The sequence below is a fragment of the Streptomyces sp. NPDC002886 genome (genome assembly GCF_042888445.1).
GTDB lineage: Bacteria > Actinomycetota > Actinomycetes > Streptomycetales > Streptomycetaceae > Streptomyces.
On the sequence record NZ_JBIAPV010000002.1, the window covers coordinates 21,753 to 33,825 of the forward strand.

Here is a 12,073-nt window from a genome sequence, read left to right on the forward strand (position 1 = left end):
AATCATGGGATGATTGGTTGTCCACCCCGCGGCCGTATCGTGACCCCCGCCACCATCGCGCCCGCCCCGAGAGGAACCCCGACCGCATGCCGCTGACCTCGCCCCGGCGATCCGCCCTCGTCGACCAGGTGATCGCCCAGCTCAGGAACCAGATCACCACCGGCGAATGGCCCGTGGGCTCCCGCATCCCGACCGAGCCGGAGCTCGTGGAGCTGATGGGAGTCGCCCGCAACACGGTCCGGGAGGCCGTCCGGGCCCTCGCGCACAACGGCCTCCTCGACATCCGTCAGGGCTCGGGGACGTACGTCATCGCCACCAGCGAGCTGGCCGGGGTCATGCACCGCCGCTTCGCCGGCGCCGATCCCCGGCACATCGCGGAGCTGCGCTCGACGCTGGAGTCCTCGGCGGCCCGTCTCGCGGCGGAGCGGCGGACCGCGCGGGACCTCGTACAGCTGGACGCGCTGCTGGCGCGCCGCGAGGAAGCGTGGCGGGGCGGGGACGCGGAGCCGTTCATCGCGGCGGACGTGGCCCTGCACATGGCGGTGGTGGCGGCCTCGCACAACGAGGTGCTGATCGAGCTGTACGCGGACCTCGGCGACCTGGTGGCCGACTGGCTGCGCACCGACGTGGGGACGGAGCTCGATCCCGCCTCGCACCTGGACCACGAGCGGCTGATCGAGGCGATCCGGCGGGGCGACGGGGACGCCGCGGCCTCGGAGGCGGCCGGCTACCCGTTCGTCTGCCTGGCCAAGGAGGGGCGGCGGCCCACGGGGGTCACTGCCGCTGGTGGCTGACCCAGGCGGAGCGGACTTCCTTCCAGCAGCGGCCGGAGAGCTCCACCCGGCCGGCCGGTCCGACGGCCACGGCGGCGCCGTCCCCGTCCACGTCCCACCAGCGGTCGCACTCCACGTGCAGGCGGACCAGGTCGGTCTGGGGGTAGCCGTTGTGGCAGAACGCCACCACCTGGGAGCCGTTGATCTCGGTGTCGCAGTCGGCCCCGAAGAGCTCCTTGGCGGGCTTCGCGGGCTGCACGGGCGGTTCGGCGGGGATCTGGGCCGGATCGACCACGGCCGGAGCCTGTACGTCCGTACCGGGCCCGGGAGCCTGGAGGTCGGTACCGGGCATCGGGGCCGGCCCCTCGTCTCCCGCGACGGCTCCCGGGAGCAGGAATCCGGTCAGGACCACCGAGGTGACCAGCAGGGATACCGCTCGGCTCCGCCTCGCGCGCACTCCCGTACCTCCTCCCCGCAGGAGCCGGGAAGATCCCGACGGGCCCAGTTTGCAGGGAAATGTCCTGATATTCGACTCGGGAAGATCCGGTCCGGGGGCGGACATCTGATCGAGTCACCCCGTACGGTCCCCACCCCGCACACCGAAACGGCGGCGGCCGCGCCTCCCGGAAGGGAAGACGCGGCCGCCGCCGTACGGATGGAACGGGCCGCCCGGATCGGGATCGGGCGGAACGCGGAGCGCGCGAAGGTCAGGCACCCACGGCGTGCAGACCGCCGTCGACGTGGATGATCTCGCCGGTGGTCTTGGGGAACCAGTCCGACAGCAGGGCGACGACGCCCTTGGCGGCCGGCTCCGGGTCCGCCATGTCCCAGTCCATCGGGGAGCGCTGGTCCCAGATGTCCGCCAGGCCGGAGAAGCCCGGGATGGACTTCGCGGCCATCGAGCCGATCGGGCCCGCCGAGATCAGGTTGCAGCGGATCTTCTCCTTGCCCAGGTCACGGGCGAGGTAGCGGCTGGTGGCCTCCAGGGCGGCCTTGGCCGGGCCCATCCAGTCGTACTGCGGCCACGCGTACTGCGCGTCGAAGGTGAGGCCGACGACCGCGGCGCCCTCGTTCTCCGGGAAGAGCGGCTTGCAGGCCATGGTCAGCGACTTCAGCGAGAACGCCGAGACGTGCATGGCGGTGGCGACCGACTCGAACGGGGTGTTCAGGAAGTTGCCGCCCAGCGCGTCCTGCGGCGCGAAGCCGATGGAGTGGACGACGCCGTCGAGGCCGCCGAGCTCCGCGCGGACGAGCTCCTCCACGCGGGCCAGGTGCTCGTCGTTGGTGACGTCGAGCTCGATCACCTTCGCGGGCTTGGGCAGCTTCTTGGCGATGCGCTCGGTCAGCGTCGGGCGCGGGAACGCCGTGAGGATGACCTCGGCGCCCTGCTCCTGAGCCAGCTTGGCGACGTGGAAGGCGATGGACGACTCCATCAGCACCCCGGAGACGAGGATGCGCTTGCCGTCGAGAATTCCGCTCATGGTGATCAGTGACCCATGCCCAATCCGCCGTCAACGGGAATGACGGCACCAGTGATGTACGCGGCGTTGTCGGACGCCAGGAAGCTGACCGCGGCCGCGATCTCCTCGGGCTGCGCGTAGCGGCCCAGGGGCACCTGGCCGACGATGCCGGCCCGCTGCTCGTCCGTGAGCACCTTCGTCATGTCGGTGTCCACGAAGCCGGGCGCGACGACGTTGAAGGTGATGTTGCGGGAGCCCAGCTCGCGGGCGAGGGAACGGGCGAAGCCGACCAGCGCCGCCTTGGAGGCGGCGTAGTTGGCCTGACCGGCCGAGCCGAGGAGGCCGACGACCGAGGAGATCAGGACGACGCGGCCCTTCTTGGCACGGAGCATGCCGCGGTTCGCGCGCTTGACCACCCGGAAGGTGCCGGTGAGGTTGGTGTCGACCACCGAGGCGAAATCGTCCTCGGACATACGCATCAGCAGCGTGTCCTTGGTGATGCCGGCGTTGGCCACCAGGACCTCGACCGCGCCGTGCGCGTCCTCGACCTGCTTGTAGGCCTGGTCGACCTGGTCGGAGTCCGTGATGTCGCAGCGGACCGCCAGCACGCCCAGGGCCGTGAGCTCCGCGGGGGGCTCGCCCGACCGGTACGTGATCGCGACCTTGTCCCCCGCTTCCGCGAAGGCTCGGGCGATGGCGAGGCCGATGCCCCGGTTACCTCCGGTGACGAGAACCGAGCGGCTCAACGGATCACCCTTTCGACTAGCGGTCTGAATACCAAAAACCTATAGGTCAAGTACCCCTTCCGGAGAATCCGGCTCCGACAGGGCCTCGGTACGCGCTCTGTCGAGTCCCTACAGAAAGATGTAGGCACCGCGAGCCCCGGCGCGACATGATCGTGCCAGCTGCCCCAACCCCCCGGGAGGACCTCCGTGCCCCATTCCATCGACGCGGCCTTCACCGCGCTGCCCTTGCGGGCGCTCGCCGACGCGGCGCTCGCGCGGGCGCGCGCGCTGGGCGCCGATCACGCCGATTTCAGGCTGGAACGCATCCGCAGTGCCTCCTGGCGGCTGCGCGACGCCAAGCCCTCCGGCGGTTCCGACACCACGGACCTCGGCTACGCGGTCCGCGTGGTGCACGGAGGCAGCTGGGGGTTCGCCTCCGGTGTGGACCTGACCATGGACGCCGCCGCCAAGGTGGCCTCGCAGGCCGTGGCCATGGCGAAGCTCTCCGCCCAGATCATCAAGGCGGCCGGATCGGACGAGCGGGTCGAGCTCGCCGCCGAGCCGGTGCACGCCGACAAGACCTGGATCTCCGCCTACGACGTGAACCCCTTCGAGGTGCCGGACACGGAGAAGGCCGCGCTGCTCGCCGACTTCAGCGCGCGTCTCCTGGCGGCCGACGGGGTGGCCCACGTGGACGCCTCGCTGCTCGCGGTCCACGAGAACAAGTTCTACGCCGACACCGCGGGCACCTCCACCACCCAGCAGCGGGTCCGCATCCACCCGCAGCTCACCGCCGTCGCCGTGAACGCCTCCACGGGCGAGTTCGACTCGATGCGCACCATCGCCCCGCCGGCCGGGCGCGGCTGGGAGTACCTGACGGGCACCGGCTGGGACTGGAACTCCGAACTGGAGGCGATCCCCGGGCTGCTCGCCGAGAAGATGCGGGCGCCGAGCGTCGAGGCCGGTCGCTACGACCTGGTCGTGGACCCCTCGAACCTGTGGCTCACCATCCACGAGTCCATCGGCCACGCCACCGAGTTGGACCGGGCGCTGGGCTACGAGGCCGCGTACGCCGGGACCTCCTTCGCCACCTTCGACCAGCTGGGCAAGCTCGCCTACGGCTCCCCGATCATGAACGTGACGGGCGACCGGACCGCCGAGCACGGGCTGGCGACCATCGGGTACGACGACGAGGGCGTCGAGGCCCAGAGCTGGGACCTGGTCAAGGACGGCACCCTGGCCGGCTACCAGACGGACCGGCGGATCGCGAAGCTGACCGGCCTGGGCCGCTCCAACGGCTGCGCCTACGCCGACTCCCCCGGGCACGTGCCCGTCCAGCGCATGGCGAACGTCTCGCTCCAGCCGGATCCGGGCGGACTCTCCACCGAGGACCTGATCGGCGGGGTGGAACGCGGGATCTACGTGGTCGGCGACCGCTCCTGGTCCATCGACATGCAGCGCTACAACTTCCAGTTCACCGGGCAGCGCTTCTTCCGCATCGAGAACGGGAAGCTCGCCGGGCAGCTGCGCGACGTCGCGTACCAGGCCACGACCACGGAGTTCTGGGGCTCGATGGAGAAGGTCGGCGGTCCGCAGACCTACGTCCTGGGCGGCGCCTTCAACTGCGGCAAGGCCCAGCCGGGCCAGGTCGCGGCGGTCTCGCACGGCTGCCCGTCCGCCCTGTTCCGCGACGTGAACATCCTGAACACCACGCAGGAGGCCGGGCGATGAGCTCGTCGATTCGTACCACCAAGCCCCACGAGATCGTCGAGCGCGCGCTGGAGCTGTCCACCGCGGACGGCTGCGTCGTCATCGCCGACGAGGAGTCCAGCGCGAACCTGCGCTGGGCGGGCAACGCCCTGACCACCAACGGGGTCACCCGCGGCCGGACCCTCACGGTCATCGCGACCGTCGACGGCAAGGAGGGCACGGCCTCGGGGGTCGTCTCGCGCTCCGCCGTCACGGCCGCGGAACTGGAGCCGCTGGTCCGGGCCGCCGAGGCGGCCGCCCGCGGCGCCGGACCGGCGGAGGACGCCCGGCCGCTGGTCACCGGCACCCCGTCCTCGCCGGACTTCGCCGACGCCCCCGCCGAGACCTCCTCGGCGGTGTTCGCGGACTTCGCCCCGGCCCTCGGCGAGGCCTTCGCCCGGGCCCGCGCGGGCGGCCGCGAGCTGTACGGGTTCGCCAACCACGAGCTGGTCTCCACCTACGTGGGCACCTCTACGGGGCTGCGCCTGCGGCACGACCAGCCCAACGGCACCCTGGAGCTCAACGCGAAGTCCCCGGACCGCCAGCGCTCCGCCTGGGCCGGCCGGGCGACGCGGGACTTCAAGGACGTGGACCCGACCGCGCTGGACGCGGAGCTGGCCGTCCGGCTCGGCTGGGCGGAGCGGAAGATCGACCTGCCGGCCGGACGGTACGAGACGCTGCTGCCGCCCACGGCCGTGGCCGACCTGGTGATCTACCAGATGTGGTCGGCGGCGGCCCGGGACGCGGTGGAGGGCCGGACGGTCTTCTCCAAGCCCGGCGGCGGCACCCGGCTCGGCGAGCGGCTCTCCCCGCTGCCGCTGAACCTGCGCAGCGACCCGAACGCGCCGGGCCTGGAGTCCGCGCCGTTCGTGATCGCGCACAGCTCAGGGGACGACGCCTCCGTCTTCGACAACGGCCTGCCGGTCCCGGCGACCGAGTGGATCAAGGACGGCGAGCTGGCCCGGCTGACCACGACCCGGCACACGGCGGAACTGACCGGGCTGCCGGTCGCCCCGTCGTTCGGGAACCTGATCCTGGACGCCGGCGGGGAGAAGTCGCTGGAGGAGATGGTCGCCGCCACCGAGCGCGGGTTGCTGCTGACCTGCCTCTGGTACATCCGCGAGGTGGACCCGGCGACGCTGCTGCTCACCGGGCTGACCCGGGACGGCGTCTACCTGGTGGAGGACGGCCAGGTCGTCGGCGAGGTCAACAACTTCCGGTTCAACGAGTCCCCCGTGGACCTGCTGTCGCGGGCCTCGGAGGCCGGCCGGACCGAGAAGACCCTGCCGCGCGAATGGAACGACTGGTTCACCAGGACGGCGATGCCGGCGCTGCGCATCCCGGACTTCAACATGAGCTCGGTCAGCAAGGGAGTCTGATCAACGGCGTCCGACCAACGGGATGGATCAACAAAGCGTGAGAGGTGCGGGCCTTCCCCGCCTAGACTGGCGGGGAAACCCTCAGCTTTCCGTTTCACCTCGTTTCACCTCGTTGCATCTCGTTCAAGGAGACCCAGAACCGTGACGGACATCGTCGACGAACTGAAGTGGCGCGGGCTGTTCGCCCAGTCCACCGATGAAGAAGCGCTGCGCAAGGCCTTCGCGGACGGTCCCGTCACGTTCTATTGCGGCTTCGACCCGACGGCGGCCTCGCTGCACGTGGGTCACCTGGTGCAGGTCCTCACCGTGCGCCGGCTCCAGCAGGCGGGCCACCGTCCGCTGGCGCTGGTCGGCGGGGCCACCGGGCAGATCGGCGACCCGCGCCCGACCGCCGAGCGCACCCTGAACGACCCGGAGACCGTCGCGAACTGGGTGACGCGCCTGCGCACCCAGATCGAGCCGTTCCTGTCCTTCGAGGGCGAGAACGCGGCGCTCATGGTCAACAACCTGGACTGGACGGCGGGCCTGTCCGCCATCGAGTTCCTCCGGGACATCGGCAAGCACTTCCGCGTGAACAAGATGCTGACGAAGGACTCGGTCGCCAAGCGGCTGGAGTCCGACCAGGGCATCAGCTACACGGAGTTCAGCTACCAGCTGCTCCAGGGCATGGACTTCCTGGAGCTGTACCGCCGCCACGGCTGCGTGCTCCAGCAGGGCGGGTCCGACCAGTGGGGCAACCTGACGGCCGGTCTCGACCTGATCCACCGGGTGGAGCCGGACGCGCACGTCCACGCCATCGCGACCCCGCTGATGGTCAAGGCGGACGGCACCAAGTTCGGCAAGTCCGAGAGCGGCGCCGTCTGGCTCGACCCGGAGATGACCACCCCGTACGCGTTCTACCAGTTCTGGCTGAACGTGGACGACCGTGACGTCTCCACCTACATGCGCATCCTGTCCTTCCAGACCCGGGAAGAGCTGGAGGCGCTGGAGGCGCAGACCGCCGAGCGGCCGCAGGCGCGTGCCGCCCAGCGGGCGCTGGCGGAGGAGCTGACCACGCTGGTGCACGGCGCCGATCAGTGCGCCGCCGTGATCGCGGCGTCCAAGGCGCTGTTCGGCCAGGGCGAGCTGGCGGACCTGGACGAGGCCACGCTGGCCGCGGCCCTGTCCGAGCTGCCGCACGCGAAGGTGGCGGAGCCGGGCCTGGTCGTCGATCTGCTGGCGGAGACCGGACTGGTCGCGAGCAAGTCGGCCGCCCGCCGGACCGTCAAGGAGGGCGGCGCCTACGTGAACAACGTGAAGGTCGCCTCCGAGGACGCGGTCCCCGCCAAGGAGGACCTGCTGCACGGGCGCTGGCTGGTGCTGCGCCGCGGCAAGAAGAACCTGGCGGCCGTCGAGGTAACCGGCTAGTCGCCGGCTCGACGGTACGACGCAGGGGCCGGTCCGGACGTATCGTCCGGGCCAGCCCCTGCGTCGTGCTCCGCCACGAAGTGGGCGGGAGCCCTCAGGTCATCTGCCTCTTGTTGCCGCGCAGCGAGCTGTAGATCAGATCGCCGAGCCCGACCACCACGACGGCGCCGGCGAGCTGCAGCAGGTGCCGGATCCAGTCGACGCCGCGCGTTTCGTTGACGCCGATCCACGTGGCCACGGCGTTGCCGAGGACGGCGCCGATGATGCCGAAGATGGTGGTCAGCCAAAGGGGCTGGTGCTGCTTGCCCGGCAGGATCGCCCGGGCAATCAGTCCCAGTACAAAGCCGACGATGATCGCCCACAACCAACCCATGTCGAGCCTCCTCCTGGCGCGTTGTGCGCATGTGGGCCCAGTCTCGACCCGTCCGGCCTACTGCGCATTTCGGGCACCTCCATTCGGGGGACACCCCCTCTGCCCGTCGGCGGGCACGCGGCGTACCGTGGAGGCGTCCGGGCCGGGGAGTGCCCGGCGATCGATCGGGTGGTGGGTTGTGGAGCGGACGAAGCGGAACGGGTCCGAGGTCTTCCGGATCACGGGCGCGCGGATGAGCCTCGCCGAGGACGTAAGGGGCCGCCAGCGCCGGTACGTGATCTCGATGCTGATCCGCACCCTGTCGGTCATCGCGACCATCGTGTTGTGGAACGTGCAGCGGCCCGTGGCCGTCGTGACGCTCGTCGCGGGGGCGCTGCTGCCGTACATCGCGGTGGTCATCGCCAACGCGGGGCGCGAATCGACGCCCTCCCTGCCGTCCCACTTCGTTCCGGCACCCGTACACCCCGCGTTGGGTGACGGAAACCTCAAGAAAAGCTCAGATCAATCATGAAGTTCCAGTGCACCGCACCGGGTCCTGCGTGACATACTGCCTACGCGCTCCGCATCCCCCGTCGGAGCGACGGACCGACGCCGGGCAGCTCCCCCCGTGGCTGCTCGGCGTCGCCATTCCGTCTTAGGGTTGAGCCGTGACTCCCCTAGACGCACTCATGAACGACTCTTCCGCCGCGGACGCGCCCACCTGTTCCGCCAAGGCCTGCCGCGAGGCGGCCGTCTGGGTCCTGGCGTGGAACAACCCGAAGCTGCACACCCCCGAGCGCCGCAAGACCTGGCTGGCGTGCGAGGAGCACCGCGAGCACCTGTCCCAGTTCCTGGGGGTCCGCGGTTTCCTCAAGGACGTCGTGAAGCTCGACGCGTGGGAAGCGCCCGAGGGCTCGCAGCGGCCGTAGCCACCGCGAGCCCTCGGGTTCGCTCGAGACCGCCGGGGCGGTGCGGGGATCAGCCGCCGATCGCCGACATCGGGCGGTCGGGCTGCAGGAAGGTCGGGTCGTCGAGGCCGGACCCGGCCTTCTTGCCCCACATCGCCACCTTCCACAGGCGGCCGATCTCCTCGTCCGGGGCGCCCGAGCGCAGGGCGGCGCGCAGGTCGGACTCCTCGGTGGCGAAGAGGCACGTACGGATCTGGCCGTCGGCCGTGAGGCGCGTACGGTCGCAGGCTCCGCAGAAGGGGCGGGTGACCGAGGCGATGACGCCGACGGTGGCCGGGCCGCCGTCGACGACCCAGCGCTCGGCCGGGGCGGAGCCGCGCTCCTCGGAACCCTCCTCGGTGAGGGTGAAGCGGGTGCGCAGGGATTCCAGGATGTCGCCGGCGGTGATCATGCCGTCGCGCTTCCAGCCGTGCTGGGCGTCGAGCGGCATCTGCTCGATGAAGCGGAGCTCGTACTCGTTCTCGACGGCCCAGGCCAGCAGGTCGGGGGCCTCGTCGTCGTTGAGTCCGGGCATCAGCACGGCGTTGACCTTGACGGGGGTGAGGCCGGCGTCGCGGGCGGCCGCCATGCCCTCGATGACGTCCTTGTGGCGGTCGCGCCGGGTCAGGGTCTTGAAGACCTCGGGCCGCAGGGTGTCCAGGGAAACGTTCACCCGGTCCAGGCCGGCGGCCTTGAGGGCCTGTGCGGTGCGCTTGAGGCCGATGCCGTTGGTGGTCAGCGACATCTTGGGGCGGGGCTCCAGGGCCGCGCACTGCTCGACGATCCCGACGAGGCCGGGGCGGAGCAGCGGTTCGCCGCCGGTGAAGCGGACTTCCTTGATGCCGAGCTGGGTGACCGCGATGCGGATCAGGCGGACGATCTCGTCGTCACTGAGCAGATCCGATTTGCCGAGCCACTGCAGACCCTCCTCGGGCATGCAGTAGGTGCAGCGCAGATTGCACCGGTCGGTGAGTGAGACGCGCAGGTCAGTGGCTACGCGGCCGTAGGTGTCGAGAAGCACTGTAAGCCCCCTCCCCTGTCCGGTTTATAGAGGTTTGCGCCGTGATGGATGAGAGTACGAGCGCTATCAACGAGCCTACGCGACACGCATGACTTGTAGGGGTGCCCGAATGAACGAGACGGGACGTGGCCGTGTCGTAGGGAAATACGACACGGCCACGCTGGGTGTTCGTACTGATTCACTGAGGCGCAGCGTGTCAGTGCGCGCCGGTTCCGGTCAGTGAGCGGACTTCGAGCTCGGCGAACTTCTGCGGGTCGGCCTTCTCCTTGGACAGGACGGTCCCCAGCCAGCCCAGCAGGAAGCCGAGCGGGATGGAGATGATGCCGGGGTTCTCCAGGGGGAACCAGTAGAAGTCGGCGCCCTTGAACATCGAGGTGGGCTTGCCGGAGACGACCGGCGAGAAGAGCACCAGGACGACCGAGGAGATCAGGCCTCCGTAGATCGACCACAGCGCGCCCTGGGTGGTGAAGCGCTTCCAGAAGAGGCTGTAGAGGATCGTCGGCAGGTTGGCGGAGGCGGCGACCGCGAAGGCGAGGGCGACGAGGCCGGCCACGTTGAGGTCGCGGGCCAGGGCGCCGAGACCGATGGCGACCGCTCCGATGACCACGGTGGACCAGCGGGCCGCCCGTACCTCTTCCTTCTCCGTGGCCTTGCCCTTGCGGATCACGTTCACGTAGATGTCGTGCGCGAAGGACGAGGAGGAGGCCAGCGTCAGGCCCGCGACGACCGCGAGGATCGTGGCGAAGGCCACCGCCGAGATCACGGCGAGCAGGACGGCTCCGCCGGTGGATCCCGAGCCGCCGCCGATCTCCTGGGCGAGCAGCGGGGCCGCGGTGGTGCCGGCCTTGTTGGAGGCGATGATGTCGGCCCGCTTGAGCAGGGCCGCGGCGCCGAAGCCGAGGACGATCGTCATCAGGTAGAAGGAGCCGATGATGCCGATGGCCCAGTTCACGGACTTACGGGCGGCCTTGGCCGTGGGGACCGTGTAGAAGCGGATCAGGATGTGCGGCAGGCCGGCGGTGCCCAGGACCAGGGCGAGGCCCAGCGAGAGGAAGTCCAGCTTCGAGAGCGAGTCCTTGCCGTACTTCAGGCCCGGCTCCAGGAACTTCACGCCCTGGCCGCTGTTGTCGGCGGCCTTGCCCAGCAGGTCGGAGATGTTGAAGTTGAACTTCCACAGCACCAGGAAGGTGATCAGCAGGGTGCCCGCGATGAGCAGCACGGCCTTGATCATCTGGACCCAGGTGGTGCCCTTCATCCCGCCGATGGTGACGTAGAGGATCATCAGGACGCCGACCAGCGAGACGATCACGACCTTGCCGAAGTCGCTGGTGATGCCGAGGAGCAGCGAGACGAGCACGCCGGCGCCGGCCATCTGGGCGAGCAGGTAGAAGATCGAGACCACGATGGTGGAGGTGCCGGCGGCGGTGCGCACGGGGCGCTGGCGCATCCGGTACGCGAGCACGTCGCCCATCGTGTAGCGGCCGGAGTTGCGCAGCGGCTCGGCGACCAGGAGCAGGGCCACCAGCCAGGCGACGAGGAAGCCGATCGAGTAGAGGAAGCCGTCGTAGCCGAAGAGCGCGATGGCTCCGGCGATGCCGAGGAAGGACGCGGCGGACATGTAGTCGCCGGAGATGGCCAGGCCGTTCTGGAATCCGGTGAACTGGCGGCCGCCCGCGTAGAAGTCGGCGGCGTCCTTGGTCTGGCGTCCGGCCCAGATGGTGATGGCCAGGGTGGCGATGACGAACGCCCCGAACAGGGTGATGATCAGCGGTCGGTGCTCGGAGGCGCCGGCGGCGGTGGTCGTACCCGCCGTGGCCGCGCCGGCGACCGCCACGTAGAGCGGGGCGCTCATTCGCCGGCCTCCATCCTTGCCTTGATGGCCGAGGCCTTGGGGTCGAGCTGGGTCGCCGCGTGGCGCGAGTACAGCCAGGCGATGAGGAAGGTCGTCGCGAACTGGCCGAGGCCCAGCACGAGGGCGACGTTGATGTTGCCGAAGAGCTTCGTCCCCATGAAGTCGCCCGCGTAGTTGGAGAGCAGGACGTAGAGCAGGTACCAGGCGATGAACGCCACGGTGAGCGGGAAGGCGAAGGAGCGGTGGGCGCGGCGCAGTTCGGCGAACTCCGCGCTCTGCTGGACGCGTACGAACTCTTCGGCCGTGGGGGCCGCGGGGCTCGCCGGCGGCGTTCCCGCGCTGCCCGGGGGCGGCGCTGCTTCGGTGGTCACGGGGGACTCTCCTTGTGACGCGGGGGCGGTGGGGACA

The 12,073-nt window shown here is 70.2% G+C and carries 13 protein-coding genes; 6 read left to right on the plus strand and 7 right to left on the minus strand.

The genetic code is table 11. The annotated features are described in order from the left end of the window. Positions 1-86 precede the first annotated feature (86 nt). Positions 87-794, plus strand: a complete 708-nt coding sequence (locus ACFYYB_RS06225; RefSeq protein ID WP_389433492.1) for a FadR/GntR family transcriptional regulator — start codon at positions 87-89, stop codon at positions 792-794. Here ACFYYB_RS06225 and ACFYYB_RS06230 read toward each other — a convergent pair. The 3 genes from ACFYYB_RS06230 to fabG form a co-directional block, all read right to left on the minus strand. Further along, positions 775-1,230, minus strand: a complete 456-nt coding sequence (locus ACFYYB_RS06230) for a hypothetical protein (protein WP_389433493.1) — start codon at positions 1,228-1,230, stop codon at positions 775-777. The two genes, ACFYYB_RS06225 and ACFYYB_RS06230, sit on opposite strands and share 20 nt — an antisense overlap. 250 nt (positions 1,231-1,480) lie before the next feature. Continuing rightward, the gene (gene fabI / locus ACFYYB_RS06235) at positions 1,481-2,254 is read right to left on the minus strand and encodes an enoyl-ACP reductase FabI (RefSeq protein ID WP_389433494.1); all 774 of its coding nucleotides are present in this window, start codon (positions 2,252-2,254) and stop codon (positions 1,481-1,483) included. Between the two features lie 5 nt (positions 2,255-2,259). Next, a complete protein-coding gene (gene fabG, locus ACFYYB_RS06240; RefSeq protein ID WP_250742229.1) occupies positions 2,260-2,979 on the minus strand; it encodes a 3-oxoacyl-[acyl-carrier-protein] reductase in 720 nt (239 codons plus the stop codon). 186 nt (positions 2,980-3,165) lie between these two features. On the opposite strand from fabG, the gene ACFYYB_RS06245 reads away from it, so the two are divergent. The 3 genes from ACFYYB_RS06245 to tyrS all read left to right on the plus strand — a co-directional run bounded on the left by ACFYYB_RS06245 (position 3,166) and on the right by tyrS (position 7,493). Next, on the plus strand, positions 3,166-4,689 hold the full coding sequence (locus ACFYYB_RS06245; RefSeq protein ID WP_389433495.1) for a TldD/PmbA family protein: 1,524 nt from the start codon (positions 3,166-3,168) through the stop codon (positions 4,687-4,689). Then, the gene (locus tag ACFYYB_RS06250) at positions 4,686-6,086 is read left to right on the plus strand and encodes a metallopeptidase TldD-related protein (protein WP_389433496.1); all 1,401 of its coding nucleotides are present in this window, start codon (positions 4,686-4,688) and stop codon (positions 6,084-6,086) included. Before ACFYYB_RS06245 ends, ACFYYB_RS06250 begins: the two co-directional genes overlap by 4 nt. A 141-nt stretch (positions 6,087-6,227) precedes the next feature. Next, positions 6,228-7,493, plus strand: a complete 1,266-nt coding sequence (gene tyrS / locus ACFYYB_RS06255) for a tyrosine--tRNA ligase (RefSeq protein WP_389433497.1) — start codon at positions 6,228-6,230, stop codon at positions 7,491-7,493. A 94-nt stretch (positions 7,494-7,587) separates the two neighbouring features. On the opposite strand, the gene ACFYYB_RS06260 is transcribed toward tyrS, so the two are convergent. After that, a complete protein-coding gene (locus ACFYYB_RS06260) occupies positions 7,588-7,866 on the minus strand; it encodes a GlsB/YeaQ/YmgE family stress response membrane protein (protein ID WP_389433498.1) in 279 nt (92 codons plus the stop codon). A 232-nt stretch (positions 7,867-8,098) separates the two neighbouring features. On the opposite strand from ACFYYB_RS06260, the gene ACFYYB_RS06265 reads away from it, so the two are divergent. Then, the gene (locus ACFYYB_RS06265) at positions 8,099-8,377 is read left to right on the plus strand and encodes a DUF3099 domain-containing protein (RefSeq protein ID WP_389433499.1); all 279 of its coding nucleotides are present in this window, start codon (positions 8,099-8,101) and stop codon (positions 8,375-8,377) included. 157 nt (positions 8,378-8,534) lie between these two features. Next, positions 8,535-8,774, plus strand: a complete 240-nt coding sequence (locus ACFYYB_RS06270) for a hypothetical protein (protein WP_389433500.1) — start codon at positions 8,535-8,537, stop codon at positions 8,772-8,774. Between the two features lie 49 nt (positions 8,775-8,823). Here ACFYYB_RS06270 and moaA read toward each other — a convergent pair whose 3' ends face one another. The 3 genes from moaA to ACFYYB_RS06285 all read right to left on the minus strand — a co-directional run bounded on the left by moaA (position 8,824) and on the right by ACFYYB_RS06285 (position 12,036). After that, positions 8,824-9,813, minus strand: a complete 990-nt coding sequence (gene moaA / locus ACFYYB_RS06275; RefSeq protein ID WP_327307420.1) for a GTP 3',8-cyclase MoaA — start codon at positions 9,811-9,813, stop codon at positions 8,824-8,826. Between the two features lie 196 nt (positions 9,814-10,009). Next, positions 10,010-11,665 (minus strand): cation acetate symporter, encoded by a 1,656-nt coding sequence (locus ACFYYB_RS06280; protein WP_389433501.1) that lies wholly within the window; start codon positions 11,663-11,665, stop codon positions 10,010-10,012. Further along, complete coding sequence (locus ACFYYB_RS06285; RefSeq protein WP_389433502.1) at positions 11,662-12,036, minus strand: DUF485 domain-containing protein; 375 nt, start codon at positions 12,034-12,036, stop codon at positions 11,662-11,664. The genes ACFYYB_RS06280 and ACFYYB_RS06285 overlap by 4 nt, the downstream gene beginning before the upstream one ends. Positions 12,037-12,073: the final 37 nt, after the last annotated feature.